The organism is Methanosphaerula subterraneus, assembly GCF_052055875.1.
In the GTDB taxonomy this organism is placed as follows: Archaea; Halobacteriota; Methanomicrobia; order Methanomicrobiales; family Methanospirillaceae; genus Methanosphaerula; species Methanosphaerula subterraneus.
Map to the genome: position 1 here is coordinate 2,254,855 of NZ_CP170508.1, position 26,116 is coordinate 2,280,970.

General features: G+C 58.8%; 29 protein-coding genes and 2 tRNA genes. 25 read left to right on the forward strand and 6 right to left on the reverse strand.

All coding sequences use genetic code 11. The features are described from left to right. Positions 1-68: 68 nt before the first annotated feature. Together ACFKSJ_RS11050 and ACFKSJ_RS11055 are read right to left on the reverse strand one after the other, a co-directional pair. Entirely contained in the window at positions 69-662 is a 594-nt protein-coding gene (locus tag ACFKSJ_RS11050; RefSeq protein WP_440949854.1) for an archaellin/type IV pilin N-terminal domain-containing protein, read from the reverse strand. 837 nt (positions 663-1,499) lie between these two features. Next, the gene (locus ACFKSJ_RS11055; protein ID WP_440949855.1) at positions 1,500-2,105 is read right to left on the reverse strand and encodes an archaellin/type IV pilin N-terminal domain-containing protein; all 606 of its coding nucleotides are present in this window, start codon (positions 2,103-2,105) and stop codon (positions 1,500-1,502) included. A 218-nt stretch (positions 2,106-2,323) separates the two neighbouring features. Here ACFKSJ_RS11055 and ACFKSJ_RS11060 point away from each other — a divergent pair, with 218 nt between their 5' ends. The 22 genes from ACFKSJ_RS11060 (at position 2,324) to ACFKSJ_RS11165 (ending at position 17,727) form a co-directional block, all read left to right on the forward strand. Continuing rightward, positions 2,324-3,109, forward strand: a complete 786-nt coding sequence (locus tag ACFKSJ_RS11060; RefSeq protein ID WP_440949856.1) for a hypothetical protein — start codon at positions 2,324-2,326, stop codon at positions 3,107-3,109. A 155-nt stretch (positions 3,110-3,264) separates the two neighbouring features. Further along, entirely contained in the window at positions 3,265-4,236 is a 972-nt protein-coding gene (locus ACFKSJ_RS11065; protein WP_440949857.1) for a deoxyhypusine synthase, read from the forward strand. A 102-nt stretch (positions 4,237-4,338) separates the two neighbouring features. Continuing rightward, positions 4,339-4,423: transfer RNA gene (locus ACFKSJ_RS11070), tRNA-Ser, on the forward strand. Positions 4,424-4,453: 30 nt separating this feature from the next. Continuing rightward, on the forward strand, positions 4,454-4,909 hold the full coding sequence (locus tag ACFKSJ_RS11075) for a 30S ribosomal protein S13 (protein ID WP_440949858.1): 456 nt from the start codon (positions 4,454-4,456) through the stop codon (positions 4,907-4,909). 12 nt (positions 4,910-4,921) lie between these two features. After that, positions 4,922-5,467: a 30S ribosomal protein S4 gene (locus tag ACFKSJ_RS11080; RefSeq protein WP_440949859.1), complete on the forward strand. Its 546-nt coding sequence runs from the start codon at positions 4,922-4,924 to the stop codon at positions 5,465-5,467. 6 nt (positions 5,468-5,473) lie between these two features. Beyond that, entirely contained in the window at positions 5,474-5,869 is a 396-nt protein-coding gene (locus ACFKSJ_RS11085; protein WP_012618986.1) for a 30S ribosomal protein S11, read from the forward strand. Continuing rightward, positions 5,870-6,691: a DNA-directed RNA polymerase subunit D gene (locus ACFKSJ_RS11090; protein ID WP_440949860.1), complete on the forward strand. Its 822-nt coding sequence runs from the start codon at positions 5,870-5,872 to the stop codon at positions 6,689-6,691. It abuts the gene before it with no gap. A 3-nt stretch (positions 6,692-6,694) separates the two neighbouring features. Beyond that, on the forward strand, positions 6,695-7,060 hold the full coding sequence (locus ACFKSJ_RS11095; protein ID WP_440949861.1) for a 50S ribosomal protein L18e: 366 nt from the start codon (positions 6,695-6,697) through the stop codon (positions 7,058-7,060). Positions 7,061-7,064: 4 nt separating this feature from the next. After that, positions 7,065-7,487: a 50S ribosomal protein L13 gene (locus tag ACFKSJ_RS11100; protein WP_440949862.1), complete on the forward strand. Its 423-nt coding sequence runs from the start codon at positions 7,065-7,067 to the stop codon at positions 7,485-7,487. A gap of 10 nt (positions 7,488-7,497) precedes the next feature. After that, positions 7,498-7,899: a 30S ribosomal protein S9 gene (locus ACFKSJ_RS11105; RefSeq protein WP_440949863.1), complete on the forward strand. Its 402-nt coding sequence runs from the start codon at positions 7,498-7,500 to the stop codon at positions 7,897-7,899. Between the two features lie 28 nt (positions 7,900-7,927). Beyond that, positions 7,928-8,116 carry a DNA-directed RNA polymerase subunit N gene (locus tag ACFKSJ_RS11110; protein ID WP_440949864.1) on the forward strand — a complete coding sequence of 63 codons (189 nt, stop codon included), beginning with the start codon at positions 7,928-7,930 and terminating at the stop codon, positions 8,114-8,116. An 11-nt stretch (positions 8,117-8,127) separates the two neighbouring features. Then, positions 8,128-8,200: transfer RNA gene (locus tag ACFKSJ_RS11115), tRNA-Pro, on the forward strand. Between the two features lie 32 nt (positions 8,201-8,232). Further along, a complete protein-coding gene (locus ACFKSJ_RS11120; protein WP_440949865.1) occupies positions 8,233-8,403 on the forward strand; it encodes a DNA-directed RNA polymerase subunit K in 171 nt (56 codons plus the stop codon). A gap of 4 nt (positions 8,404-8,407) precedes the next feature. Continuing rightward, a complete protein-coding gene (gene eno / locus ACFKSJ_RS11125) occupies positions 8,408-9,595 on the forward strand; it encodes a phosphopyruvate hydratase (protein WP_440949866.1) in 1,188 nt (395 codons plus the stop codon). Continuing rightward, positions 9,595-10,203, forward strand: coding sequence for a 30S ribosomal protein S2 (gene rpsB, locus ACFKSJ_RS11130; RefSeq protein WP_440949867.1), 609 nt, complete (start codon positions 9,595-9,597; stop codon positions 10,201-10,203). Before eno ends, rpsB begins: the two co-directional genes overlap by 1 nt. A gap of 27 nt (positions 10,204-10,230) precedes the next feature. Then, positions 10,231-11,019 carry an AmmeMemoRadiSam system protein B gene (gene amrB / locus ACFKSJ_RS11135; protein WP_440949868.1) on the forward strand — a complete coding sequence of 263 codons (789 nt, stop codon included), beginning with the start codon at positions 10,231-10,233 and terminating at the stop codon, positions 11,017-11,019. Position 11,020: 1 nt separating this feature from the next. Further along, positions 11,021-11,890: a mevalonate kinase gene (gene mvk, locus ACFKSJ_RS11140; protein ID WP_440949869.1), complete on the forward strand. Its 870-nt coding sequence runs from the start codon at positions 11,021-11,023 to the stop codon at positions 11,888-11,890. After that, positions 11,883-12,635: an isopentenyl phosphate kinase gene (locus tag ACFKSJ_RS11145; RefSeq protein WP_440949870.1), complete on the forward strand. Its 753-nt coding sequence runs from the start codon at positions 11,883-11,885 to the stop codon at positions 12,633-12,635. The genes mvk and ACFKSJ_RS11145 overlap by 8 nt, the downstream gene beginning before the upstream one ends. A gap of 5 nt (positions 12,636-12,640) precedes the next feature. Beyond that, the gene (gene fni, locus ACFKSJ_RS11150; protein ID WP_440951427.1) at positions 12,641-13,705 is read left to right on the forward strand and encodes a type 2 isopentenyl-diphosphate Delta-isomerase; all 1,065 of its coding nucleotides are present in this window, start codon (positions 12,641-12,643) and stop codon (positions 13,703-13,705) included. 14 nt (positions 13,706-13,719) lie between these two features. Then, positions 13,720-15,057 (forward strand): RNase J family beta-CASP ribonuclease, encoded by a 1,338-nt coding sequence (locus tag ACFKSJ_RS11155; RefSeq protein ID WP_440949871.1) that lies wholly within the window; start codon positions 13,720-13,722, stop codon positions 15,055-15,057. Between the two features lie 16 nt (positions 15,058-15,073). Then, positions 15,074-16,036, forward strand: a complete 963-nt coding sequence (locus ACFKSJ_RS11160) for a polyprenyl synthetase family protein (protein WP_440949872.1) — start codon at positions 15,074-15,076, stop codon at positions 16,034-16,036. Between the two features lie 2 nt (positions 16,037-16,038). Continuing rightward, a complete protein-coding gene (locus ACFKSJ_RS11165; protein ID WP_440949873.1) occupies positions 16,039-17,727 on the forward strand; it encodes a glutamate--tRNA ligase in 1,689 nt (562 codons plus the stop codon). 70 nt (positions 17,728-17,797) lie between these two features. Here ACFKSJ_RS11165 and ACFKSJ_RS11170 read toward each other — a convergent pair whose 3' ends face one another. The 3 genes from ACFKSJ_RS11170 to ACFKSJ_RS11180 form a co-directional block, all read right to left on the reverse strand. Then, complete coding sequence (locus ACFKSJ_RS11170) at positions 17,798-19,468, reverse strand: 6-bladed beta-propeller (protein ID WP_440949874.1); 1,671 nt, start codon at positions 19,466-19,468, stop codon at positions 17,798-17,800. A gap of 191 nt (positions 19,469-19,659) precedes the next feature. Beyond that, positions 19,660-19,899 carry a hypothetical protein gene (locus ACFKSJ_RS11175; protein WP_440949875.1) on the reverse strand — a complete coding sequence of 80 codons (240 nt, stop codon included), beginning with the start codon at positions 19,897-19,899 and terminating at the stop codon, positions 19,660-19,662. Positions 19,900-20,010: 111 nt separating this feature from the next. Then, positions 20,011-22,626, reverse strand: a complete 2,616-nt coding sequence (locus tag ACFKSJ_RS11180) for a PKD domain-containing protein (protein WP_440949876.1) — start codon at positions 22,624-22,626, stop codon at positions 20,011-20,013. A 298-nt stretch (positions 22,627-22,924) separates the two neighbouring features. Here ACFKSJ_RS11180 and ACFKSJ_RS11185 point away from each other — a divergent pair, with 298 nt between their 5' ends. The 3 genes from ACFKSJ_RS11185 to ACFKSJ_RS11195 all read left to right on the forward strand — a co-directional run bounded on the left by ACFKSJ_RS11185 (position 22,925) and on the right by ACFKSJ_RS11195 (position 25,270). After that, positions 22,925-23,440: a hypothetical protein gene (locus ACFKSJ_RS11185; protein ID WP_440949877.1), complete on the forward strand. Its 516-nt coding sequence runs from the start codon at positions 22,925-22,927 to the stop codon at positions 23,438-23,440. Between the two features lie 83 nt (positions 23,441-23,523). Further along, entirely contained in the window at positions 23,524-25,026 is a 1,503-nt protein-coding gene (locus tag ACFKSJ_RS11190; protein WP_440949878.1) for a methanogenesis marker 14 protein, read from the forward strand. Positions 25,027-25,033: 7 nt separating this feature from the next. Continuing rightward, the gene (locus ACFKSJ_RS11195) at positions 25,034-25,270 is read left to right on the forward strand and encodes a hypothetical protein (RefSeq protein WP_440949879.1); all 237 of its coding nucleotides are present in this window, start codon (positions 25,034-25,036) and stop codon (positions 25,268-25,270) included. On the opposite strand, the gene ACFKSJ_RS11200 is transcribed toward ACFKSJ_RS11195, so the two are convergent. Further along, the gene (locus ACFKSJ_RS11200; protein ID WP_440949880.1) at positions 25,257-26,060 is read right to left on the reverse strand and encodes an ATP-grasp domain-containing protein; all 804 of its coding nucleotides are present in this window, start codon (positions 26,058-26,060) and stop codon (positions 25,257-25,259) included. The genes ACFKSJ_RS11195 and ACFKSJ_RS11200 overlap by 14 nt on opposite strands. Between the last annotated feature and the right edge of the window lie 56 nt (positions 26,061-26,116).

Sequence of the window (26,116 nt, forward strand, 5' to 3'; positions counted from 1 at the left end):
TTCTAAAGAATTCGCGTTCGATTTCTTTGTTTATCTGCAAAAAAGGTGGACCTGAAGATAAAAAGGGATTAGTATAGGAGGTTCACCTGTTCAATGTATGCCGGCACGGTCCTGTGGATGGCGAGAGCTGCTCCAACCGGTGGCTTGATGTCAATATCAAACCCGGTGTATGCCGTCAGGAGGCCTGCTGGTGGAGTCACTGTGATGGTGAACTGTTCCCCATTGTCGAGCACACCGTTTTCGGTAGTGGTGATACTGTTCTCCTCATGTGAGACAACCCAGTGACCTTCCGGTGGTGCTGCGGCTACTTCTCCGAATGATGTTGCTGTCTGATCATATACCAGCGTTTGGACTTTTTCACCGGTTGAAAAGGTCAAAACGGTTTTATTGACGTCCACTGGGGTTCCACCTGCTGCAAGGCCGATGCTGAAGGTGATCTTGTTTATATCTGCTCCTCCAGAGACTGCCTCGCCGTAGACGTTGCCCAAAATTTCAACGGCTGATGACGCCTGTCCGACAGCAGTATGCACAGTCTCTTGGCTCTTCTGTGTGGTGAAGAACCCTGCGCCCAACACCACATAGGTGAATGTTGATGCGACGACGACAAATGCGATCAGTACAATCGCCGCCTCAAGACCGGTGAATGCATCTTCATTCTTCATTGCATACCTGATAAAACGATTCATTCTGGTCACCTTCTGTCTTTGTGGAGATCAAAATGGATGATTACCCATTACAATTAAAGTGATATTGCTATATTTAAATTAATTGATTGATTATCTTTGCCGTTTAAATGTATTTCCGAAATTGCATATAGTGTTACGTTAGAATGGGCTCCCCTGCTGTTTGACAAAATTTAGGTTTGATCGGTTGTTTTTCTTCTGGACAATGAGAGATCAGAAAAACCTGCGTTCACTGCTCTTGGGGGGATTGGTGCCCGTCGAAAAAGAGGGTTAAGATGATCGAAGTGAGATTCTGCTATGCCATGGAGGCGCCACGTATTTCATCTCATTTTAGAATTTTCATATTAATTCTGGGTTAGGAGAGGAGGTTCACTTTGTCTATGTGAACTGGTCAGATCTTCAAGTTGAATCACCGTGATGGTGAACTTTTCACCATCTGTTGAGAACCTTTTTCCTGTCACTGTGGGGAAGATCCTTGTTAATATAAGGGCCGTCACCTGATGGTTCTGATTGATCACATAGGCTGTAACATGCGAATAAAAGTCGTTGGTCGATCACTTGAGATGACATCGGATGATGTATCCCTGTTCTCCAGTGAAATCATCTCATAAAGAATATTGGTGTCCCTGGTCTCCCAATAGATTAGCGCATTACATGTCGAAGGTATCTCATATCAACTGATCCTATAGGGGATCTGGTCAATGATTCTTTCGCTACGGGTTTGGGAGATTAGTCAATAGGATAGACCTTTTCTAAAGAATGTGCATTGCTATCTATGTTTATCTGTAAAAACGGGCCTGAAGATAAAAAAAGGGATTAGTAGAGGAGGTTCACCTGTTCAATATATGCCGGCACGGTCCTGTGGATGGCGAGAGCTGCTCCAACCGGTGGCTTGATGTCAATATCAAACCCGGTATATGCTGTCAGGAGGCCCACTGGTGGAGTCACTGTGATGGTGAACTGTTCCCCATTGTCGAGCACACCGTTTTTGACAGTGGTGATACTGTTCTCCTCATGTGAGACAACCCAGTGACCTTCCGGTGGTGCTGCGGCTACTTCTCCGAATGATGTTGCTGTCTGATCATATACCAGCGTTTGGACTTTTTCACCGGTTGAAAAGGTCAAAACGGTTTTATTGACGTCCACTGGGGTTCCACCTGCTGCAAGGCCGATGCTGAAGGTGATCTTGTTTATCTCTGCTCCTCCAGAGGCCGCCTCACCGTAGACGTTGCCCATAATCTCAACAGCTGATGATGCCTGCCCAACGGCAGTGTGTACAGTCTCCTGGCTCTTCTGTGTGGTGAAGAACCCTGCGCCCAGCACCACGTATGAGAACACCGCCGCGACGACGACAAAGGCTATGAGCACAATTGCCGCTTCGAGGCCGGTGAATGCATCTTCATTTCTTCTAACAGATTTCATCCTGTTCACCTTCTTGATTGAACACCGGGTTCCCCACAGTATTCTACATCATGGAATGTAGTTTTAGTTTATAAATATTGTTATAAAAAATATACGTAATTTTAGAACTTTTCCCATTTTCATACAGTCAATCCGCCAATTCAACGGGTTCATCCAGATCCGCGCGGGGACACAATTATAGTATTATAAATATTCCTTAAGCCAACCAGAATACCACTATGGAAAAGCAGGATATCCGGTACGTTATCCTCGCGCTCTCAATCGTGATCATCCTGGCGCTCGTAGTGAAGCCGGCGATCACCGGCAAACCGCCTAACACCGGCCTTCCGACGGTGACGACGGAGGTCCCCACGCAGACCCCGGTCACCTCCTTAAACCAGTCGGGGGCGAACCAGACGCTGGCCAACAATAGTAGTGCGGTAGTGACGAGAAACAACACGACAGCCAGCACCTCGGGGAACGGGACGCCTCCCCTCCCCTCCGGCCTTCCGTACGTGCCGGCGGCCACCACGCCGATGCCGGCCACCTCGTTCACCCCAAAGTCGGTGGCGTTCGTGGACCCTGCCCGGTACAATATCAATGTGATCGACACCTACCCGACGATGAACGTCCCGAAGCCGGACGGCGGGGCGGATAAGACGACCCGGGTCTTTGCGACCATCAACGGCCGCTGGAGCGGGACTACTGATGTGGTTCATATCCCGTACCCGTACTTCGAGATCTGGTACACCCTCACCACCACCGTCGCTCCCGACGTGGTGGTCCCGAAGTTCTCGATGCAGGTGGTCGATGCCGAGGATCCGAACCGGTTCGTCCGGGTGATCACTCCGCCGGGGAACAGTTATGGCGGTCCGTTCGTCGAGAAGTTCTTCGAAGGGAACCATAACTACTACTTCATCATCAACACCAAGTACATCCAATCGTATTCAATCGAGGTCCGGATCCCGCAGAAGTACCTGCAGAACAGCACCCCTGGCAGCGGGATGCCGACCCTGCAATCCTGACCAGTACCGGTGAGCCGTATCGATCGATTGCAACGGCAAGGATCTCTCTTTTTCTCCCCTCTCCACCGTTGATCCGGCGCATATCGCTCAAAATGGGGAAAACGGATAGGGTTTATATACGTTGCACCTCCCATTGATCAGATCACTGAACGATTATGGCGATGCATCCAACAGAACCCGTGATCCCTGAACGCGACGTTGCGGCGTTGCTGAAGGGGATGAGCGCAACAGGCTTCCAGGGGAGAAAACTCGGGGAATCGGTCAGGGTCTGGACCGAGATGATCAGTGACCCTGACTGCACTATTCTGCTCGGCCTCTCGGGTGCGATGATCCCGGCCGGAATGCAGCAGTGCCTGATCGAACTGGTCAAACACCGGTATGTCGATGCGATCGTCTCCACCGGGGCCAACATCTTTCATGATGCCTGTGAGCACGTCGGGGTGCACCACTACATCGGCCACCACCATGTCGACGACGGTGAACTCTTCTCAAAGGGAATCGATCGGATCTATGATGTCTTCGCCTACGAGGAGGAGTTCCGGACCGTCGACCAGATGATTGCCGACTTCGCCAGAGACCATGCCCCGTTCCATGGTTCTTCCCGGGCATTCATCCAGGCCTTCGGGGAGTGGCTCTCGACCTCGTACCCTGACGGGAACTCGGTGATCAGCACCTGTGTAGCGGCCGGCGTCCCGATCTTCATCCCTGCGCTCTGCGACTCCTCGATCGGGATCGGTCTGTTGATGGCGCGGCGTGCCGGCGTGGACGTCCAGATCGATCAGATCGCCGATGCCGACGAGGTGACTGCGATCGTCGAGAAGGCCGGGAGGACTGGGGTCGTATATATCGGTGGAGGTGTCCCGAAGAACTTCATCCAGCAGACCCAGGTAATCGCTTCGATCCACAACGCTGACTGCCAGGGTCATGCCTATGCTGTCCAGTACACCAGCGACGCACCGCACTGGGGCGGCCTCTCCGGCTGCACCTTCGAGGAGGCGATCTCGTGGGGCAAGGACCAGATCACCTCCCCGCGTGTCCAGTGCTTTGTCGACGCGACGATCGCCCTACCGCTGGTCACCTCGGCACTGATCGCCGGTGGGGTCGAACGGAAGAGGCCTGTCCCCTGATGGGGACCACAACAGTTATCAATCCCCCCGTCTCATATGATAAAGCACCATTCATGGAGCAGTCAAATCGCACTGCGAGTGTCGAAAGATGCGAGATTCTCTGTTGAGGTAGCCAAGCCTGGTATGGCGCAGGTTTGCTAAACCTGTGTCCCCCTGGGACTCGAGGGTTCAAATCCCTCCCTCAGCGCTACAAGATTATCTCATTGAGGAGAGTTCAATGGCTCAAGAAGAAGAGGACATAAAATACTTTGTACGGGTCAGCAACACTGACCTCGACGGGACCAAGTCGGTCAGGGTCGCCCTGACTGGGATCCCCGGTGTCGGCAGGCACACCTCGGGAATCATCACCCGTCGTGCAGCCGTCAATGATCATGAACTGCTCGGTCGCCTTCCTGATGAGGACGTCGATCGGATCCGAGAGGTCGTCACCAACTATGGTGCGCTGATCCCCGCGTGGATGCGCAACCGGATCAAGGACGTCTATACCGGTGAGAGCAAGCACATCCTCGGTTCAGACCTTGCAATGACCAATGATGAGGACGTGAACCTTCTCCGGAAGATCCGCTGTTACCGTGGTATCAGGCATGAGACCGGACAGAAGGTGCGCGGACAGCGGACCAAGTCTACAGGCAGAACTGGCACCACCGTCGGTGTGAAGAGGAAGAAAGACTAAGGTCGTGAATTCATGGGGTATCCAGGCAAGAACACGAAGGGGTATGAAGCCCCAAAACGTCCGTTTGAAAAGCAGCGGATCGAGGATGAGACCCGTATTGTGATCGAATACGGCCTTCGGAACAAGCGTGAGGTCTGGAGAGCACAGGGTGTGCTCCGCAGATACCGCAAAGCCGCCCGTGAACTGCTCGCGTTCATGTCGCAGAGCACCGATGAGCAGCAGATCGCCACCAAGCGGGAACACCTGCTCGGCCACCTGAACCGGATCGGGCTGCTCGGCCCGGACGCAGACATCGATGATGTGCTGTCGCTGAAAATTCAACAGCCGCTCGAGCGCCGCCTGCAGACGATGGTCTACCGGCAGGGGCTCGCACGCTCACCAAAGCAGGCACGACAGATGGTGACCCACGGTCACATCGCGATCGCAGGCCGGCGTGTGGACATTCCGTCCTACCGTGTCCCGCGTGACCAGGAGACACAGATCACCTACTACGGCACCTCGCCACTGACCAGTGACGGGCACCCGGAGATCGAGCGGATCAACAAGAAGAGGCGGTGAGTCAGCATGGCAAATGATAGAGAGAAGTGGGGAGTCGCACATGTCTTCGCCTCATTCAACAATACGATCATCACTGTCACCGATATGACCGGTGCAGAGACCGTGACCAAGAGCAGCGGTGGTATGGTCGTCAAGCAGGACCGGAACGAGTCCTCCCCCTACGCAGCCATGAAGATGGCCGGGGACGTTGCGCAGGCAGCGATGGACAAGGGGTTCGTCGGCCTTCACATCAAGGTCCGGGCACCAGGCCGCGGCAAGCAGCGATCACCTGGAGCAGGGGCGCAGGCAGCCATTCGTGCACTCGCACGTGCCGGCATGCGCATCGGTCGCATCGAGGATGTAACCCCGGTTCCGCACGACAGCATTCGTGCAAAGGGTGGCCGGCGGGGAAGGAGAGTCTGAATGGATCTTGTATTCAGCAGACTTGACGACACCGTAGCGCGCTATACGCTGACTGGCGTGAGTCCTTCGTTCATCAATGCCATCCGAAGAGCGATGTGCAGTGAAGTTCCGAAACTTGCGATAGAAGATATCAAAATCTATGACAACACCAGCGCTCTGTTTGATGAGATGCTGGCACACCGGATCGGGCTCGTCCCGCTGAAGACCAACTCGGATGTCTTCGTATCTGCAGACCGTTGCACCTGTGAAGGAGCAGGATGCGACCGCTGTTCAACGATGTATACGCTGAGTGTCGAGGGGCCGGGGATGGTCTACTCACGGGATCTGATTCCTTCAGACCCTGAGGCAGTCCCTGTTGACGAGAAGATCCCGATCGTGAAACTTGAGAAGGGGCAGAAGGTGGTCATCGAGGCACGTGCCGAGATGAATACCGGGAAAGTCCATGCAAAGTGGCAGCCCACAATCAACTGCGGATACAAGAACTATCCGGTGATCACGATCGATACCCACTGCGATGCATGTGGTACCTGTGTTGACCAGTGCCCGAGGCAGGTGTTGGTCCTGAAGGGCGGTGTACTCACCGTCGAAGAAGGGAAGCTCGAGTCCTGCTCACTCTGCAAACTCTGTGAAAAGGCATGCCTGAGCACAGGGATCGGTGATGAGCCCGGGATCAGGATCTCCGACGATGCCACCCGGTTCATCGGCGTGGTGGAGAGTGACGGATCCCTTCCGGTCCGGACGATCATACGGCAGTCGCTGCTGTATCTGAAGAACGAATCAAACGAGCTGGCTGAGAAATTACAGGAGATATCCGAGGGATAGTTGATGACAGGAAGAGTGAAGAAGACAAATCCACGCCTTACCAGCCTCATCACCACATTGAAGGACGCATCGCGTACAGGTGAGGTAAAGATCTGGCGAGATATTGCAAACCGTCTCGAGGCGTCCACCAGTGCGCACGCAGAGGTGAATATCAGTAAGATCAACCGGTATGCTGCGGAGGGTGAGACGATCATCGTTCCGGGCAAGGTGCTCGGGAGCGGGATCCTGAACCAGTCGGTCAGAGTCGCTGCACTGAACTTCAGTGAATCAGCGGTCAGCAAGATCGCCGGGGCACAGGGCACATGCATGTCGATTGAAGAACTGCTCGCGGACAACCCGAAAGGGAGCCGCGTGAGGATTCTGAGGTGAGCAGATGGTGACGATTATTGATGCAGACGGGCTCCTGCTCGGAAGGATGGCCTCTATCGTGGCAAAACGTGCCCTTGGTGGCGAAGAGATCGCCCTCATCAACACTGAGAAGGCCGTGATCTCCGGTGCCAGGGCAAGTGTGCTCCAGCACTACCGCGTCAAGCGGACACGGGGCTCACGCGAGGGCGGACCGTTCTTCCCCCGCAGGCCGGACCATATTGTAAAGCGGACAATCCGTGGGATGCTCCCCTACAAGCGCCAGCGTGGTATCGATGCCTTCAAGGCGATCAAGACCTACGTCGGCGTTCCGACAGATCTGAAAGGTCAGCCGGCCGAACGCCTCGACGAGGCACACATCGACCGCCTGAACACGTCGCGCTATGTAACGATCGGCGCTGTAAGCACCTTCCTTGGGTCAAAGTATTGAGGATGATGAAATGGTAAAAGTCATAAACACCAGTGGAAAGCGGAAGACCGCGATCGCACGCGCCACCCTGAAGGCCGGCAAAGGGGTCATTCGGATCAACTCCGTCCCGCTCGAGGTCTATGGGACCGAGGTCGTCCGGATGAAGATCTCCGAACCGATCCTCCTGAATCCCAAGGGAGTCGAAGAAGTCGATGTCACCATCGATGTGAAGGGCGGAGGAGTCATGGGCCAGGCAGAGGCTGTCAGGACCGCTCTTGCGCGCGCTATCGTGAACTGGCACAACGATCCGCAGCTCAAGGACATGTATGTGGCCTATGACCGGACGCTGCTGGTCAACGATTCACGTCAGAAAGAGGCGAAGAAGCCGCACGGTAAAGGTGCGCGCGCCAAAGTTCAGAAATCATACCGTTAATTATATACTGATAAGAGACCGATCATCAATGATACCTGTACGATGTTTCACATGTGGAAAAGTAATTTCTACCGCCTGGGAAGAGTTTAAACAGCGGAGAGATGCCGGCGAGGATCCAGGAGAGATCCTCGACGACCTCGGTCTGACGCAATATTGCTGCAGACGAATGCTGCTGACACACAAAGAGATTATTGATGAGTTGAACCCGTACCAGTAATTTGAACATGAGGGGTCGTGGGGTAGCCTGGAATCCTATGGCGTTCGGGATGCTGTGACCTGAGTTCGAATCTCAGCGACCCCATTTCTCATAAATGAATGATTTTGAGGCGGAGAATGGAATCGTATACTCGGTATGAACGAGCAAGGATCATCGGTGCTCGGTCTCTGCAGATATCGATGGGAGCGCCTATTCTGGTCAGGACTACCAAGTCAGATCCATTAGAGATCGCCCTTGAGGAGTATGACCAGGGTATCATTCCCATCACGGTGAAGAGGAGGCAATAATCAGATGACACTAATTCAGGCGGTCCAGCTCAGGAAGATCCTGGACAGCAGAGGAAACCCTACGGTGGAAGCCGACATGGTCACTGAGAGTGGCTTTGGTCGGGCTGCTGCACCGAGCGGTGCGAGCACGGGGATCTATGAGGCAAAGGTCAGGCCTGTCGATGAGGCGATCGATGATGCAGAGCAGAACCTGATCCCTGCACTGATCGGGCTTGATGCCGCAGATCAGGCAGAGTTCGATCAGCAGCTCCGTTCCATCGATGGCACCCCGGACCTCTCGAAGATCGGGGCGAACATCGCGGTTGCACTCTCGCTCGCGAATGCCAAGGCCGCAGCGATGGCCAACGGGATGGATCTCTACCGGTACCTCGGCGGAGCGTTCATCAAGGAGACTCCGTTCCCGCTCGGGAATGTGATCGGCGGAGGAGCTCACGCAGTCGGTGCCACTGATATCCAGGAGTTCCTGGTCGTTCCGACCGGGGCCTCTGATGCAGAGGAAGCGGTCTTTGCGAACGCGGTTGTCCACCGGAAGGTCAAGGAGCTGCTGATTGCACTGGGCAAAGGCTGCGGAAAGGGCGATGAGGGGGCATGGGCCCCGCATATCGACGATATCACGGCCTTTGAGACGGTGCATCAGGCGGTGACCGCCATCTCTGATGAGATGAACATCACCATCTCGATGGGGATCGATGTCGCGGCAAGCGAACTCTGGAACGGTACCCTTTACCATTACAAGGACGCCGACCGGACCACCGAAGACCAGATCGCGTACATCGGCGAACTGGTCGACCGGTACTCGCTGATCTATGTCGAGGACCCTCTCAGAGAGGACGACTTCGAGGGATTCTCGGACCTGACCGAGGCGGTCGGGGACCGGTGTCTGATCTGCGGTGACGATCTCTTCGTGACCAATACCGAGCGGATCATGCAGGGGATCGATATCGGTGCGGCCAATGCCGTGCTGATCAAGCCGAACCAGGTCGGAACCCTGACCGAGACCTATGAAGCAGTCCAGATGGCTCATACCCATGGGATGGACACCGTGATGAGCCACCGTTCCGGTGAGACCACAGATACAACCATTGCACACCTGGCGACGGCGTTTGGGTGCATATTCTTAAAGACGGGCGTCGTTGGCGGCGAACGGATAGCAAAACTGAATGAACTGATACGCATTGAGGAGCAGATCTAATGACAGCAAATGAGATGGAAATTGAATTAAAAGAGCCCCTGATTCCCGTAGAGGAGTACCTTGCCGCCGGTATCCATATCGGCACCCAGCAGAAGAGCAAAGATATGAAGAAGTTCATCTACCGCGTCCGCGGGGATGGCCTCTACATCATCGATATCAGAGAGACCGACGAGCGGATCAAGACTGTGGCGAAGTTCCTCTCCCAGTTCAATCCATCCAACATCCTGGTCGTGACCTCCCGTCAGTACGGGCAGTACCCGGCCAAGAAGTTCGCGGACGCAATCGGCGGGATCGCAAAGACCGCACGGTTCATCCCCGGGTCGCTCACCAACCAGAACCTGAACGGCTACATCGAGCCTGAAGTCGTCTTCATCACCGACCCGATCGGCGATGCACAGGTCGTCAAGGAGGCTGTGCAGAGTGGAATCCCGGTTGTGGGACTCTGCGACACCAACAACATGACCCAGTTCATGGACCTCGTCATCCCGACCAACAACAAGGGACGCAAGGCCCTCTCGATGATCTACTTCCTGCTGACCCGTGAGATGCTCCGCATTCGTGGCGTGACCACCTCACTGACCCAGGAAGACTTCGAGATCGATCTGTAGATATACCAGAACGCGAAAGGTTCCCTAATGAAGATCAGAACATGCGCAGTGGCGGGTATGTTTTATCCTGGGGAACCCAGCCATCTGGAACAACTGCTTGGGAAGTTCTTTGCAGCAACCGGTCATGAGACCAGTGCCAGCGGGATCGTCGCCCCGCATGCGGGGTACATCTATTCTGGTGCAGTCGCAGCACAGGCATATGCTGCTCTCCCTTCTTCATTTGATGGAACCTTTGTGGTGATAGGGCCGAGTCACCGGGGTTTTCCCACCTGCACCTCGGCGGTGCCCTGGGAGACCCCGCTCGGGATCGTCGACACCGATACCGATCTGGTGTCGGCACTCGACCTCCCGGTGAATGAGGCCTATCATGCAGACGAGCACTCGCTCGAGGTGCAGATGCCCTTCATCAAGTACCGGTTCCCGCGGGCCAGGATCGCTCCCGTATTGATGGGCGACCAGGACATCGCATCCTCGGTCAGGCTCGGCAGGACGATCGCCAGGGCTGCACGGGAGGCCCGGCGGGAGATCCGGGTGATCGCATCGAGCGACTTCTCTCATTACGTCCCTGATACTGTCGCCAGGAGTCAGGATCTGTACGCAATCGAGGCATTAAAGTCCCTGGAGGTTGAACTCTTCTACAGCCGTCTGCGTGAGCGAGGCTCTACAGCCTGTGGATATGGGACGATCGCAGCGATGATAACGGCCTCTGTTGAAGCTGGGGCGGAGAAGGCGGAACTTCTGAAGTATGCAACGAGCGGGGATGTGACCGGGGACCGTGCGTCCGTGGTCGGGTATGCAGCGATTGCGGTGATATGAGGTGGTGACCTGGAGTGCACCGGGCAAGGTCTTCCTGTTCGGTGAACATGCGGTGGTCTATGGCAAGCCGGGGCTTGCGATGGCCATCAAGCCGCGGGTCTTCGTGACGGTCCGGAAGAACCGTCACCCGACCCCTGCCAAGTCACCTTATATCGATGGCTGCTTCAAGGCGATGGACGTGACCGGTTCGGTCTATGTCAATTCGCAGATGCCCTCCTCCGCTGGGCTCGGTTCGTCGGCGGCCGTCACGGTGGCCACTCTCTCGGCGATCAACGACGAGTTCGACCTTGGTCATACCAGGGAGGAGATCGCCGTCACCGCCTACCAGATCGAGCGGTCTGTGCAGAAGGGGCGGGCAAGTCCGACGGACACCTACGTCTCGACGATCGGAGGGATGGTGCTGATCACCGGGCAGTCGCGGAGGAAGATTCCACCGCAGAACCTGAACCTGGTCGTCGGGAATACGCTCGTCTCGCACAGCACTGCGAAGATGGTCGAGCTGGTTGCAGAAGGGCAGCGGAAGTTCCCCGACGTGATGAACCCGGTGATGGATGCGATGGGGGCCCTGACGCTGAATGCGGTCCGAAGTCTCTCCAACCCCCGGCAGCTCGGGCAGCTGATGAACATCAACGAGGCCCTCCTCGAGGCCCTCGGGGTCGGCCACCCGGCTCTCTCGAAGCTGGTGACGGCCTCCCGTACGGCTGGAGCCTTTGGGGCCAAACTGACCGGTGCCGGCGGGGGCGGGTGTATGATCGCGCTCTGCCCCAAGCATATGAAGGGGCGGGTGGCCGCGGCTATTGAGGGCTGCGATGCCCGGGCCATCATCACTTCCATCGATACGGTCGGAGCCAGAAAGGAGAACGATGCATAACCAGGTGATGCTGAAACTCGGTGGCAGTGTGATCACCGACAAGGCAGGGAACGATGTGATAGACCGGCAGCAGCTGGCAGCGATAGCTGCAGCCCTGAAAGAGAGCGAATTCTCCGGGTATCTCGTCCATGGCGCCGGCTCATGCGGCCATCCCGAGGCTCACCGGTACCGTCTGGATCAGGGGGCGGACCGATCGAACGCCGTCGGGATCGGGATCACCCACCGGGCGGTCAGCGGACTGAACCGGGCGGTCGTCGAAGCCCTGCAGAACGAAGGGATCGACGCGATCGGTGTCCATCTCCTGGACAGCTGCCTGGCTGACGACGGCCGGCTCGTTTCGGCCCCGGTGGAGCTGCTCCAGCGGCTGACGGCCCTTGGGATCACCCCGGTGCTGCATGGGGACGTGGTGCTGGACCGGAGCAGAGGAGCCTGCATCGTCTCAGGCGACCAGGTGATCAGCGTCCTTGCGCCGCAGTTATCGGTCGGCCGGGTCGGTCTGGCCACCGATGTACCGGGCGTGCTCTCAGACGGGCAGGTGGTCCGGACGATCACCCCGTCGGATGTCGCAGGACTCTCGATCGGTGCCTCGTCCACGGTCGATGTGACCGGCGGTATGCAGGGGAAGATCCGGGAACTGCTGGCCCTGGCCGGGGCCGGCGTGGAGTCGCACATCTTTGCGGTCTCGCGGTTGCAGGACTTTCTCCACCAGCGGGACCATGGCGGGACCGTGGTCAGGATGGCGTGACGACGATGACGATCATCCACCAGACCTCATCAAGGAAACTGGACCATATCAGGATCTGCAGCCAGGATGAGGTTGAGCAGGGGGACCCGGGTTTCCGGGGTGTCCGCCTGGTCCATAACGCCCTCCCTGAGTGCGACATGGCCCGAATAAACACCGGGGTCCGGTTCCTCGGTCACCAGTTCGGGTCACCGCTCTTCATTGCAGCAATGACCGGCGGACACCCGGAGACGGCTGTCATCAACCAGCGGCTTGCCCAGGCCGCCGAACAGTTCAACCTCGGTATGGGGGTCGGCTCGCAGCGGGCAGCGCTTGAGAACCCAGATCTGGAAGGAACCTTCGCGGTTGTCAGGGATGCGGCTCCGTCGGCGTTCATCTGTGCCAACATCGGGATCGTGCAGCTCCGTGACCATGGAATCGAGTGGGCCGACCGGGCTGTCGAGATGATCGGCGCCGATGCCCTGGCCGTCCACCTGAACTTTCTGCAGGAGGCGATCCAGCCGGAAGGGGACCACAATGCTCAGGGGTGCCTTGCTTCCCTCTCCTCGCTCTGCGAGGAGGTCTCCTATCCGGTGATTGTCAAAGAGACCGGGTCGGGGATCGCCGGCGAGACGGCCAGGCAGATCGCCGGGGCCGGGGCAACTGCAATCGATATCGGTGGCTGGGGGGGCACCTCTTGGGCCGCTGTAGAAGCGATCCGGGCCGATGAGAGCAGCAGGGACCAGGACCGGCACCTGGTCTCCCTCGGAGAGGAGTTCCTCTCCTGGGGGATCCCGACGGTGACCAGCCTCGCTGAGGTGGTGCCGGCAGGGCTGCCGGTGATCGCCACCGGCGGGGTCAGGACCGGGATCGATATGGCCAAGGCAGTGGCGCTGGGTGCAGACCTTGCAGGGATGGCACTCCCGCTGCTGAACCCGGCATTGAAAGGTGAAGCACCGCTCAATCAGGCGATCGAGCGGCTGTTGCACCAGCTGAAGGTGACGATGTTCCTGACCGGGTCGCAGGACATCGCCGCACTGAAGCGGACTCGGGTGATCATTTCAGGCACCGACGGTGCGCTGGGTGTACACTAAACGGAGGAAATATAATGGATATAGAAGTTATAGGCGTCGGCGGTTACGACGAAGTGGGTCGTAATATGACCGCCGTCCGGTGCGGCAAAGAGATTGTCGTCTTTGACATGGGGCTGCGCCTGGACCAGGTGATGATCCACGAGGATGCAGAGATAGAGAATATGCATTCTCTGGACCTGATCCAGATGAAGGCGATCCCTGACGACACGATGATGAACACGGTCGAAGGATCGGTGAAGGCGATCGTCTGCACCCACGGGCATCTGGACCACATCGGTGCGATCCCGAAGCTGGCGCACCGGTACAATGCTCCGATCATCAGCACCCCGTATACCACGGAGCTGATCCGGCAGCAGATCGCCGGCGAGCAGAAGTTCGGGGTGAACAACAAGCTCTTTGCCCTGAAGGCCGGGCAGAAGTACACGATCTCGCAGCACCTGACCCTTGAATTCGTCAGGACCCAGCACAGTATCATCGATACCGTGACGGCGGTCCTCCACACCCCCCACGGTGCGGTGGTCTATGCCTGCGACTTCAAGCTCGACCGGACCCCGGTGATCGGTGAACCCCCGGACTTTGCACGCCTTCGCCAGATCGGCAAGGAGGGTGTGCTCGCCCTGATCGTGGAGGCGGTGAACATCCACTCCAAGGGGCGGTGCCCGAGCGAACGGATCGCACGCGACCTCGTCAGGGACACGCTCACCAGTTACGAGGACGACAAGGGGGCGATCATCGTCTCAACCTTCTCCTCGCATATCTCCCGTATCAAGACGATCACCGAGTGCGCCCATGAGATCGGCAGAAAACCGGTCCTGCTCGGCCGCTCGATGGAGAAGTACAGCTCTGCGGCAGAGCAGATGAAACTGGTCTCGTTCCCCCAGACCACCTCGATGTTTGGGAACCGGCGGACCGTGGACCGGACATTGCGCCGGGTCATGAAGTCCGGGCCGGAGAACTTCGTCCTGGTCGTCACCGGGGCCCAGGGTGAACCGGGTGCGACCCTCTCCAGGATCGGGGCGGGAGAGACCCCGTACAAGATTCAGAAGGGGGATAAGATCCTCTTCTCGGCCAAGGTGATCCCCAACCCCCTCAATTACGGGCAGCGGTACCTGCTCGAGACCCGGCTGAAGATGGCCGGGGCTCGTATCCATGATGAATTGCATGTCAGCGGGCATGCCTACCTCGAGGACCACTACGAGTTCGTCAACCTGCTCAACCCCCAGCATGTCATCCCGGCTCACGGGGGGCTCGGGATGACCGGGGCCTATGCAGACTTTGTGGGCGGGCTTGGATATACCCTTCAGAATGATCTGCACCTCTTCAAGAACGGGCAGCGGGTGAAACTGAACTGAACAATTACGGTGTGCTATGGAGTTAATCGAGTATCTTGAAAAGGTCGAAGAGCAGGTCGATCGGCTGATCGATCGGTACTTCGGGGCCCCTGTCGGAGAACTGAACAAGGCGAGTGCGCACCTGCTGACTGCAGGTGGTAAACGGCTCCGTCCAGCCGTGATGATGCTGGCCGCCGACGCGGTCAGGAGAGGGTCGTCTGATGACCTGATGCCGGCCGCCATTGCGCTTGAACTGACCCATTCATTCACGCTGATCCATGACGACATCATGGACGGGGACGAGGTCCGCCGCGGAGTCCCGACAGTCAACAAGAAGTGGGACGAACCGACCGCGATCCTGGCCGGGGATGTCCTCTATGCCCGTGCATTCGAGTTCATCTGCCAGGCACTGACAGCAGACGCAGCCAAACTCCGGGCGGTCTCGATGCTCGCGATCACCTGCGAGGAGATCTGTGCAGGCCAGCACCTGGACATGGCCTTTGAAGATCGGGATGATGTGAGCGAGGAGGAGTACCTGGAGATGGTCGGGAAGAAGACCGGTGCCCTGTACGCAGCCTCGGCTGCGATCGGCGGGGTGCTGGCCGGCGGGTCCCAGCCGCAGATCGATGCGCTCTTCCGATACGGGATGAACATCGGGGTGGCCTTCCAGATCCAGGACGACCTGATCGACCTGCTCGCATCCCCGGAGAAGAGCGGGAAGGACCGGGCCTCCGATATCAGGGAGGGGAAACAGACCTTGATCAACATCAAGGCACGGGAGCACGGGTTCGACCTGGCACCGTACCGGCGCCGGCTGAGCGAAGCCGAGATCGATGACCTGATCCAGCAGCTCACCCAGATCGGTGTGATCGGCGAGGTGAAGGCCACCGCTGAGGAACTGGTCACCTCGGCAGCGAAGGTGCTGGCCATCCTCAAGCCGTCCGAGCAGAAGGACCTGCTGATCACCATCGGTACCTTCTTTGTAGAGCGGGGCTACTGAGGATGACCGAGGATCTGCTGCAACTGCTGCGAGCGTATGCCCTGCAGAACGCGGTCAGGCACGGCGATGCTCCGAAGGCCGGGGCGATCGTCGGTGCAGTGATGGGCAAGCACCCCGAACTCCGCTCGAGGGCGAAGGAGGTTTCGGCCCTGGTCGGTGCGGTGATCGCGGAGGTGGCCGCCCTCTCACCTGAGGAGCGGCTCGCGACCCTCGAAGCGATCGCCCCAGATATGCTGATCGTCCCTGAGAAGCAGGCGAGTAAGAAGGGGGAACTCCCGCCGCTGAAGAACGCGGAGCACGGGGTCGTGATGCGGTTTGCACCGAACCCGAGCGGGCCTCTCCACCTCGGTCATGCCCGGGCTGCGATGCTGAACGACGCCTACCTGAAGCGGTACGGCGGGCGGTACATCCTCAGGATCGAGGACACCGACCCGAAGAGGGTCGACCCGGCTGCCTACCAGATGGTCCAGGAGGATATCGCGTGGATGAACCTCGGCATCACCGAGATCGTCTACCAGAGCGACCGGTTCGACCAGTACTATCAGTATGCAGCGAAGCTGATCGAACTCGGCGGTGCCTATGTCTGCACCTGTGACAACGACCGGTTCAGGGAACTGCGGCAGGCGAAGAAGCCCTGCCCGTGCCGGGGACAGACCGTCGAGGAGAACCTTCGGCTCTGGGAGCAGATGCTTGCCGGGGAGTTTGCCGAGGGCGAGGTGAGCCTCCGGGTGAAGGCTGACCTGGAACATCCCGACCCGGCGATGCGCGACTACCCGATCTTCCGGGTGCTCACCTCGACCCTCCACCCACGGATCGAGGCGACGGTCTACCCGCTGATGAACTTCACGGTGGCGGTCGACGATCATCTGCTCGGGATCACGCATGTGATCCGGGGCAAGGACCACATCGCGAACACCGGGCGTCAGCGGTATATCTATGACTACTTCGGGTGGACGGTGCCGGAGTACATCCACTACGGGAGGATGGGGATCGAGGGGGTCGTCCTCTCCACCTCGGAGATGCACGCCGGGATCGACGCCGGCACCTACTCGGGCTGGGACGATATCCGGCTCGGGACGCTCCGTGCCCTGGCCAGGCGGGGGATCACCGCCGAAGCGGTCAGGAACGCGATGGTAGCCATCGGGACCGGGGATACCGATATCTCGTTCTCATGGGAGAACCTGTACGCCGAGAACAAGGCCGTCATCGACCAGATCGCCGACCGGTACTTCTTCGTCCCTGACCCTGTGGTGCTGCCGATCGAAGGCGCTCCGGCGACGGTCGCCGAGGCGGCGCTGTACCCGAACGACCCGGCGCGGGGCACCCGCTCTCTCGCCTTCAATGGGACGGTCGTAGTGCCGGCAGCCGAGATCAGGGAAGGGGTCAGGATGCTCAGGCTCAAGGACCTCTTTAATGTCAGTATCACCTTCGAGGACGGGGTTCCGCACCTCGCCTATGCCGGTCACGACCTGGCCGCAGCACGGGCAGCCAAAGCCCCGATCATCCAGTGGCTGCCGGCAGAGGCGAAGGTTCCATGCCGGCTCCACCAGCAGCAGGGGGACCTGACCGGGTACTGCGAACCAGGGGTCAGGCAGAAGCAGGGGACCGTCGTCCAGTTCGAGCGGGTCGGTTTCGCCCGGATCGACGCGGTCACATCGGCCGGGGTCACAGCCTACTTTGCGCACCGGTAGGACCGGACCCCTCGCTCACGTATCCAATCTTTTTTGTTCAATCACGGATCCGGATTTCGGGAAGACGAGGTCAGACCTGGTTGAAGAGGCTGACCACATCATTGAAGTCGACCTGACCGTTCCCGTTGAAGTCGAAGCCGGCGACCGGCTCGTTCTCACCGATCCAGTCCATCTGGTTGAAGTACAGGACCACGTCATCGAAGTCGAGCACCCCGTTGCCGTTGATATCTTCGTAGAGGCCGTCTCCGTTCAGGTCATTCGGAGAGGAGGAGATCCCGGGGAGCGGGATGACCGGCACCGTCACCCCGATCGAACACGCGGTGAGTTGGGGTGCGATCGGATGCCCGCTGTCATCGCTGACCTCAGCCTGAACGATATCGAGGGCGGTCCGGCCTGCCTGGTCACCCCTGATGGTGATCGTCCCGATCCTGGCGCCTGAACTTCCGGGTTCACCGAGGCCGGCCGTATCGAGCGTGGTCAACCAGACGGTATCGGAGGGGAGCGTCAGATTCTCCGCCATTGTCCATCCCGGGAGGGAGACGCCGACGATCTCGCCGATCGTCGGGTCGAGCAGTGTGAGACCGAGCGTTACGCTGTAGCCCGAGGTGCCGTTGTGACTATCGAGGGAGAGCGTGGTCGTGTTCGTCGACCCGCGCGGGATGGTGACCGAGGAAGGAGTGAACCGGAACGCCGGTGTCGGGGTGACGGTGGTGGTCGGCACGATCACGGTCGGAATGCCGGTTGGAGCGGTGGTCGGTACGACCACGGTTGGAACCTCGGTCGGTGTTGGGGTCGGCGTTGCAGAAGCAAACTTCTGGAGACGGTGGTTGCCGGTATCGGTGACAAAGACGTTGCCTGCACTGTCGACTGCGACCCCGGAGGGGGAATCGAACTGTCCGTTCCCTGCGCCGCTGGTCCCCCACTGGGTGATGAAGGCGCCGTTCGAGGTGAACTTCTCAATTCTGTCGTTGCCGGTGTCGGCGACATAGACATTGCCCATCCTGTCAACCGCGATCCCTTCGGGGAAATCGGCGAACTGTCCGTCGCCGGTGCCCTCGGTCCCCCACTTCGTCAGGAAGGTGCCGGTTGAGGTGAACTTCTGGACCCGGTTGTTGTACGAGTCGACGACGTAGACGTTATTCGCATCGTCGACCGCGATCCCGGTGGGGTAATCAAACTGTCCGTCCCCCCGGCCCTCGGTTCCCCACTGTGCAAGGAAGGTGCCGGTCGAAGTGAACTTCTGAACCCGGTAGTTGTACATGTCGGCGACGTAGACATTGCCCGCACTGTCGACCGCCACCCCTGAGGGGGATTTGAGCTGTCCGTCCCCTGATCCCCCGGTCCCCCATCTCGTCAGGAAGGTGCCGGCCGATGTGAACTTCTGGACCCAGTCGTTCCAGTTGTTGACGACATAGACGTTCCCCGCCCTGTCGACTGTGATTCCCTGGGGGTTCCAGAGCAGTCCGTCCCCAAAGCCGTGGGTACCCCAGGTGGCGACAAAACCGCCGGTGGTGTTGAATATCTGGACACGATCGAGATGCTCGTCGGTGACGTAGACGGTATCCGCACCGTCGAGCGCGACCCCATAGGGGGATTTGAACTGCCCGTCCGCTGAGCCACCGGTCCCCCACTGCGCCACGAACTGATACGTTTCCGCCGCCGCCACGACCTGAATGCTGCACCCGAACAGCAGCAGGACGAGCAGCACTTCCAGCCCCCCCGGCATGTACCGATTGTGCATAGAGACTACTATGCAGAGGTCGAAGATAAACGCGACGGAGATTACCTGCCCCTGCCGGGGGGACCGCCCTCTTCGACTGAAATCTCTCCGGTTGATGGGGCTGGCTGGGCGGTGACGGTGCAGGTGACAATTGGTAAAAAGAAACCTGGTGTATCCAGGTGAAGGCTTTCTGTCGAAAAAGAAGATGCTGCTCAGACCGTGATCATCCCTGACCAGACCTTGCCGGTGGGATAGCAGCGGATCGATGTTGCGTTCTGCTGTACCTGCACTGCCCCCCGCCGCTCAAGCCAGCGGAGCGAGTATCTGATCTCCTCTGATTGGTGAATACCGTTGTATGCTGCAACGATATCCTGAAATGTACACCCCGGGGACGAGGCGATCATGGTCAGGATATGACGCTGCAAACGCATGCATTTTGTCTGCGCTTTCATCAGGTTATAGCCCCTGTATGCCCGTGATCAAACATAGATACGTCACAATCCGGACACCTGCGATGTCAGATTCTCAGCGGCAGGGTATAAAAAAGGATCTGCTCTGATCGATCAGAGCTGGTTGAAGAGGAGGACGACGTCATTAAAGTCGATCTCTCCGTTTGAATTGAAATCAAAGGCAGATGTCGGCTCATTCTCGCTAATCCAGTCCATATCATTGAAGTACAGCACCACGTCATCGAAGTCGATCGCCCCGTTTCCGTTCAGATCCTTGTACAGCCGCTCTCGATGCGGGTCTGTCGGCGGTGCGCTCTGTTCAGGGAGTGGGATGACCCCCGGGACCGGGGTGTAGGGCGGGTCGCCTGCATTGACCTGCAGCGTTGTACTGCTGCTCCCGAAGCGGTTGCTCGTTGTCAGCGTCACCGTGTAGGTTCCACCGGTTGCGTAGGTGTGAGTTGGGTTCTGCTGGTCGGCGGTCGCTCCGTCTCCGAACACCCAGTGCCAGCGATCGATCTGCCCGATCGACCGGTCCTGGAACGTGACCGTCACAGGCGGGGCGGTGCCGGCCGGCGTGGCCGTGAAACTGGCCGATGGTGCGCCGGTCACCGAAAGGGTGGCGGCGGCTCGGTCGATTGGTTCACCGTTCACCCCCTCCACAGTCAGGGTCACCGTATAGGTGCCGCCAAAGGGGTAGGTGTGGATCGGGTTCTGCTCGATCGAGGTGGACCCGTCCCCGAAGTCCCAGAGGCGTGACGAGGGTGAGCCGTACGACCGGTCGGTGAAGTGGACGGTCATCGGTGCTGCTCCATCGCTCAGATCGACGCCCATCTGCGCGACCGGGTAGACGGTGATGTACCTGCTCTTCACCTCGGTGTCGGTTCCGGCCCCATATGTGGCGATCAGCTTCACCGCGAAGACCCCGGCGGTCATGAACCGGTGGATCGGGTTCTGGTCAGTCGAGGTGGTCAGATCCCCGAAATCCCAGAACCAGCGGTCCGGGTGGCCGGTGGAGGTATCGATGAAGTGGACCGTTCCACCGGCATCCATCACCCGGTTGTCGCTGGTCGTGAACCCTGCATGCGGATTCGTCCCGACGCCCACGGTCTGCTGCGTGCTCGCGTCCCCGAAGGCGTTGCCGACATGGAGGGTGACTGTCCAGAGCCCGTTCTGGGTATAGGTATGGGCCGGGTTCTGCTCGCCAGACGTGCTCCCGTCGCCGAAATCCCAGAACCAGTCGGTTGGCACCCCGGTGGAGGTGTCGGTGAACCGGACCTGGAGCGGGGCGAACCCGGTCGAGGGTGAGGCGATGAAGGAGGCATTCGGCTGGGCGGGGGATACCTGTGGCGGGGCGGTGCCGTTCTGGCCCGGCCAGTCCCCCCACCGGAGGAGGTAGGTGTTCCCGGTCCCGTTGACATTCAGGATCGGGAGCGCATGGTTGCCGTAGGCGGTGATATCGAAGTACGAGTCGTCGACCGGATGCTCGTAGGCGGGCTCGCCATAGTACCAGCCGAGCATCGACTGGTACCCGTCGAGGCCGCCGGCGTTGTCCTGCACGAACCGGTTCAGGGTGACATGATCGGCGAACGCCGACCAGATCGCCCAGATTTTGTTGTCGGAGGCCCTGCAGTCGTTCAGCGTGACCCCTGAGCTCCATTTCACGATCTTCCAGCCGTACGAGGATCCGTCGTCGGTGCAGTCGTTGAAGACGATATTCCTCCCGCCCTGGACGAAGTAGCCGGCGTTCCGGTTGTTGATCGCCCTGCAGTTGGTCAGCACCGCGTTCCGGTGGACGAAGAAGCCAGCCATGAAGGTGTGGTACGGATAGGTCAGCGTGTTCCGCTGCCCGTTGTTCCGGCTGATGCAATCGCGGATCACGATCCCCTGCTTGACGGTCGGGGGGGTCTCGTCCTCGCCGGGCTCGAAGTGGAACCCGGACTCCCAGTTGTCATCGGCGATGCACCCGATCAGCTGGATATCGTAGACATCGTTCTCCTCCTGAAGGTCGAAACCGGTGATATCGGTGTCCCGCGACTCGTCCCCGAATCCACAGCGTGTCGCCTGACAGTTGATGAACCGGATGTTCCTGGTCTCCTTTGGGGCCGTACCCTTTGCGTTCAGGTTGAACCCGTGAGTGTTGCAGTTCACAGCCCTGCAGTTGATGAAGGAGACGTCCTCGATGTTGTGCGTTCCGTCGGCCCAGATGAAGAATATCCCGTTGCCGCCGGCAGGGTAGCGGTGACCATTGGTGCCGACATTGGTCGCGGCCACATCTGTCACTGTTACCTGGCCGGTCGTGATCTTGATATAACCGGTACCGCGGAGGGTGAACGAGGAGAGGCTGACGTCAGGGGATTTGACCTCGATCGGGAGGTCGGTATCCGCGGAATTGAGCAGTTCGATGGTGGTGCTTCCCTCCCCCTGGCCGACGAGCGTGACCCGCCCGGGGACGTAGATGACTCCGTTACCGTGGAATGTGCCGGCCGCGAGGTTCACGACCCCGCCCGAGCCGGCGATCCGGTCGAGGGCGTCATTGATCTGGACCTGGTCGCCGGTCCCGTCACAACGGTAATCGGCGGCGTTCCGTACCGCGTCACTGCTGTCGGACGCCGCGACCAGTATCGAGGCGGCGGCGGCACCCTGCATCAGCAGGGCAAGGATGATGATCAGTCCTATTGGCCCGATCCTGTGAATTCCCGCCAGATCGAAGATGCTCCGTATCATATGCATATGAGGGACAGATCTCCTGTCGATTTCTTACCAATGATCTTCTTTTATATATTTACCCTTTGGATGATTCCCGGTCAGGGCCGATCTTCGCCGGGACGCTCCGGTCCGGTCCCGAACCTGTCCCTGAGGTCTTTCCACAGCTGATACCCCAGAATAATACATAATTAAATAGTCAGACGTCGATTTTATCAGGCAAACTCTGCAACCTGCAGAGGACTGTGAAGCGGGATCAGGATGATCAACCAGCCATCTCAATCTCGAGAACTGGGCCGCAGAAAAATGGACAGGAACGTCATCTATGTCAAGAAAGCTGTTACTCATTGGAACAATCGCAATGCTCGCCTGTGTTCTGCTGGTTGCAGGGTGCGTCAGCAACACCTCCACCAACAAGACAACCACCTCTGTAGACTCCGCGGTGCACACGCAGACCACGGCATCGTCATCAGCAGCCTCGACTGTTGCAGCCCAGAACACAACCAAGGCTGCAACTCCGGCAAACAGCACCACCGTGAAGACCAGCACCTCCTCAGCCGCTGCTCAGGTCACCACCTCTGCTGGAAACAGCACCAAGACCACCCTTGGGACCACCACCGTGACCCCGGCTGTGAACACCTCGACCAATAAGACCGTCGTCGCCAACACAACCACGTCCGGTGTTGCAAACACCACGACCGCGGTCAAGACCGTCAGCACCGGGTCAACAAACCAGTCCACCACCGTTACCGTGGTGACCCCGGTCGGATTCGAGTCTGTCAGCAGCGTCGGGACCATCTCGGCCCCGGCCACCGTCAACAAGACGGTTGCCAAGAACTGAACGACCAGTCTTCACTCTTTTTTTTTTAATCATCACATGGTATAAGCGAAAGGTATAATCCGGCGCACAAAGTACTGAATAGTATGTGCGCCCGGTTTATGGAACGCTTTTTCGGGCCTGTACCTCATATCGTCGAGAGTCCTCCGCCCCCTTCGATCTCGCATGGTGCAGGTAGTGTGATGCCTGAATACAAGGTGAAACCGTATTTTATTGTGGCTTCTGTTGAGATGGGGAACACCACCACCAAGTGCATCCTGACCGGGACGAACCTCGAGACCGGTCGCAGTTATGTGATCAACAAAACGGTCAAGATGAGCCGGGATGTCCGTCCTCCGAAGCCCGGCGAGGTGGTCTTCGGTGCGACCCTGGACGGAACTGAACTGACCCGTGAGTCGGTGACAGAACTGGTCCGGGATACCCTGATCGAATGCCATAAGGAGGTGAACCTCTCGATCCAGGACGATCTCGACTTTGTGGTCAGGTCGACCGGGGTGGTGGCTGCGATGGACTCGCCTGACCAGGTCGGGGACTTTGTCATCGCGCTGGCCAACGGCTGCCTGGAGGCCGGCGTCCCGCCGAGAAAGATGACCCCGCCGATGGGCAAGGGCAATCTCCCAAGGCGGTTGCAGCCGTTCTCCTACGCAGACAAAGTGGTCTTTGTCGGTGCCGTGGCCGGGGTGCTTCCGCCGGTCGGCGCCACCGGGGTGGAGATGGTTGCCAACGAGATGGAGGGGGAACTCGCAATGGCCGGAATCAAGGAGGGGGCCAAGTGGACCTCCGTGGACTTCCGGAACCCCTGTGTCTCTGTGGATTTCGGGACCACCCTCGACGGCCGGATCACCGGTGATGTCAGCCCGGAAGATGAGAACCCGTTTGCAAAGACGATTGGTAACTTCTGTGGTCTCGCAGGTGCGATCCCGGACGCGATCGTCCGGGGGACAGGCCTGGTGGAGGAGAAACGGGGGACCGCCCTCGACCTCTTCAGTGACCGGTCGACCCTCGGCAGCCTCGCCCTCCGGCTGAAGCGGGGGAAGGTCGACGAGTACGTGAAGCAGATCCACGAGCATATCGATATCAGGATCGTTCCCCCGGAGAGGACACGTTTCGGCCGGGTGCCGGTCAGGGCGGATGTGGCCTCGGCCTCTGGGATCGCGATGATCGGCTGCGACCTAGGCGAGAACGGGTCTGATACCGGGATCCTTAAAGAGATTGGCGGTGAGATATACAGAGAGCACGGCCTCCCGATGCTGACTGATGTCGTGGACCGCGTATGTGCCGAGATGGCCCTGCGGCTGGTCGATGTGGCGGTGGAGCAGAAGATGGTACCTCCGAACACCTCGATCGGATTTACGGGCAGGGCTGCGATTTCAGGGCAGAAGCCTGCCTATATCCTGCAGGGTTTGATCGATCGGCACCTCTTTGCCGATGACCCGAACGACCATCTGGTCTTCGTCGATGACGGGCTGGCCCGCGGGGCAGCGCTGATGGGCCGGTGCATGAACTCGCTCGGACACCCGAAGTGCCCGGTCGGCGGGGTCCGCGGAGGGCCCTGTATCCTCGCCCGGAGAATAAAGATTGGAAAGTAGGTTTCCCATGGAAGAACAAGCAGAACTGTATGATATCATCATCCCCCCCGGTGTACCGCGGTCGATCATTACCGATGTCGTGAAAAAATTCGATGTAGAACTGGCAGACCGGCGCGAACGGATCTCGTTTGCGAATATGGACGGCGACGAGCGGGAGGTGCTGGCCTTCCGCGGAACGAAGCCCGTCCTCGAAGAGGTCGAAGCCTACGTCCGCGCCGAGCTGCTCCAGTTCATCGGCGAGTGAGTCCGGCCGCTGCAACCAGGTGATCAGCGATCAGGGACGGGATCGGGGCGGTCATACCGTGCCAGTTCGGGGTGCCGTTCACCTCCAGGACGGTATACCCGTCCCTGTCCAGTAACAGGTCGACGCCGGCATAGTCTGCCTTCACTGCCTCTGTTGCAGCGATGGCTATTGCCGCCATCTCCTCGTCCACCTCCACGGCCCGGGCTGTTCCGCCCTGGTGGATGTTGTGGGTCAGGTGGTCCGATCGCCGTTCGATCGCGCCGACGGCCTCGCCCCCGATGACAAAGACCCGGAAGTCCCGGTCGTTGGGTACATACTCCTGCAGGTAATACGGCCCCTCTTCGAGCTGGTCCTCGGAGGTGATCAGCCTGACTCCGTTGCCGTCGAACCCGTACACCGGTTTGTAGACCACCTTCTCCTGTGAATCAATGAACGCGGCAGCCTGCGGTCTGGAGGCTGAGAAGAAGGTCTCCGGTGTCCTGATATTCTCTCTGACCAGCAGCGCGGTGGTCAGTACCTTGCTCGCACAGGTCGCGATCGCCTCCGGGGTATTGAGGATCCGATTGCCGGTGGCCAGCGCCTGCAGCACCTCGAACTGGTGGTTCTCCTGTTCCATTCCACAGACCCAGATCACCGCCTGCTCGATCCCGTCCCGAAATGGGTCGACCTCGGAGAGGACGAGGGGATGCCAGCGTTCGCCCCTCCGATCAAGTTCCCTGGTGACCATCGCCGTGGAGTTGTCCCCCGGGGTGTCGGTCGGTTTATGGATGACATAGATCTCTTTTCTCATGCGCACCTTCTATCAGCGTGGGCGGTCTCATCGTAAATATTCTGATATCCTGCACT

What these genes read in the sequence shown, in the direction of transcription:
- ACFKSJ_RS11050 (WP_440949854.1), bottom strand. Translation starts at nt 662, where the DNA reads ATGAAGAATGAAGATGCATTCACCGGTCTTGAGGCGGCGATTGTACTG.
- ACFKSJ_RS11055 (WP_440949855.1), bottom strand. Translation starts at nt 2,105, where the DNA reads ATGAAATCTGTTAGAAGAAATGAAGATGCATTCACCGGCCTCGAAGCG.
- ACFKSJ_RS11060 (WP_440949856.1), top strand. Translation starts at nt 2,324, where the DNA reads ATGGAAAAGCAGGATATCCGGTACGTTATCCTCGCGCTCTCAATCGTG.
- ACFKSJ_RS11065 (WP_440949857.1), top strand. Translation starts at nt 3,265, where the DNA reads ATGGCGATGCATCCAACAGAACCCGTGATCCCTGAACGCGACGTTGCG.
- ACFKSJ_RS11075 (WP_440949858.1), top strand. Translation starts at nt 4,454, where the DNA reads ATGGCTCAAGAAGAAGAGGACATAAAATACTTTGTACGGGTCAGCAAC.
- ACFKSJ_RS11080 (WP_440949859.1), top strand. Translation starts at nt 4,922, where the DNA reads ATGGGGTATCCAGGCAAGAACACGAAGGGGTATGAAGCCCCAAAACGT.
- ACFKSJ_RS11085 (WP_012618986.1), top strand. Translation starts at nt 5,474, where the DNA reads ATGGCAAATGATAGAGAGAAGTGGGGAGTCGCACATGTCTTCGCCTCA.
- ACFKSJ_RS11090 (WP_440949860.1), top strand. Translation starts at nt 5,870, where the DNA reads ATGGATCTTGTATTCAGCAGACTTGACGACACCGTAGCGCGCTATACG.
- ACFKSJ_RS11095 (WP_440949861.1), top strand. Translation starts at nt 6,695, where the DNA reads ATGACAGGAAGAGTGAAGAAGACAAATCCACGCCTTACCAGCCTCATC.
- ACFKSJ_RS11100 (WP_440949862.1), top strand. Translation starts at nt 7,065, where the DNA reads ATGGTGACGATTATTGATGCAGACGGGCTCCTGCTCGGAAGGATGGCC.
- ACFKSJ_RS11105 (WP_440949863.1), top strand. Translation starts at nt 7,498, where the DNA reads ATGGTAAAAGTCATAAACACCAGTGGAAAGCGGAAGACCGCGATCGCA.
- ACFKSJ_RS11110 (WP_440949864.1), top strand. Translation starts at nt 7,928, where the DNA reads ATGATACCTGTACGATGTTTCACATGTGGAAAAGTAATTTCTACCGCC.
- ACFKSJ_RS11120 (WP_440949865.1), top strand. Translation starts at nt 8,233, where the DNA reads ATGGAATCGTATACTCGGTATGAACGAGCAAGGATCATCGGTGCTCGG.
- eno (WP_440949866.1), top strand. Translation starts at nt 8,408, where the DNA reads ATGACACTAATTCAGGCGGTCCAGCTCAGGAAGATCCTGGACAGCAGA.
- rpsB (WP_440949867.1), top strand. Translation starts at nt 9,595, where the DNA reads ATGACAGCAAATGAGATGGAAATTGAATTAAAAGAGCCCCTGATTCCC.
- amrB (WP_440949868.1), top strand. Translation starts at nt 10,231, where the DNA reads ATGAAGATCAGAACATGCGCAGTGGCGGGTATGTTTTATCCTGGGGAA.
- ACFKSJ_RS11145 (WP_440949870.1), top strand. Translation starts at nt 11,883, where the DNA reads ATGCATAACCAGGTGATGCTGAAACTCGGTGGCAGTGTGATCACCGAC.
- fni (WP_440951427.1), top strand. Translation starts at nt 12,641, where the DNA reads ATGACGATCATCCACCAGACCTCATCAAGGAAACTGGACCATATCAGG.
- ACFKSJ_RS11155 (WP_440949871.1), top strand. Translation starts at nt 13,720, where the DNA reads ATGGATATAGAAGTTATAGGCGTCGGCGGTTACGACGAAGTGGGTCGT.
- ACFKSJ_RS11160 (WP_440949872.1), top strand. Translation starts at nt 15,074, where the DNA reads ATGGAGTTAATCGAGTATCTTGAAAAGGTCGAAGAGCAGGTCGATCGG.
- ACFKSJ_RS11165 (WP_440949873.1), top strand. Translation starts at nt 16,039, where the DNA reads ATGACCGAGGATCTGCTGCAACTGCTGCGAGCGTATGCCCTGCAGAAC.
- ACFKSJ_RS11170 (WP_440949874.1), bottom strand. Translation starts at nt 19,468, where the DNA reads ATGCACAATCGGTACATGCCGGGGGGGCTGGAAGTGCTGCTCGTCCTG.
- ACFKSJ_RS11175 (WP_440949875.1), bottom strand. Translation starts at nt 19,899, where the DNA reads ATGAAAGCGCAGACAAAATGCATGCGTTTGCAGCGTCATATCCTGACC.
- ACFKSJ_RS11180 (WP_440949876.1), bottom strand. Translation starts at nt 22,626, where the DNA reads ATGCATATGATACGGAGCATCTTCGATCTGGCGGGAATTCACAGGATC.
- ACFKSJ_RS11185 (WP_440949877.1), top strand. Translation starts at nt 22,925, where the DNA reads ATGTCAAGAAAGCTGTTACTCATTGGAACAATCGCAATGCTCGCCTGT.
- ACFKSJ_RS11190 (WP_440949878.1), top strand. Translation starts at nt 23,524, where the DNA reads ATGTGCGCCCGGTTTATGGAACGCTTTTTCGGGCCTGTACCTCATATC.
- ACFKSJ_RS11195 (WP_440949879.1), top strand. Translation starts at nt 25,034, where the DNA reads ATGGAAGAACAAGCAGAACTGTATGATATCATCATCCCCCCCGGTGTA.
- ACFKSJ_RS11200 (WP_440949880.1), bottom strand. Translation starts at nt 26,060, where the DNA reads ATGAGAAAAGAGATCTATGTCATCCATAAACCGACCGACACCCCGGGG.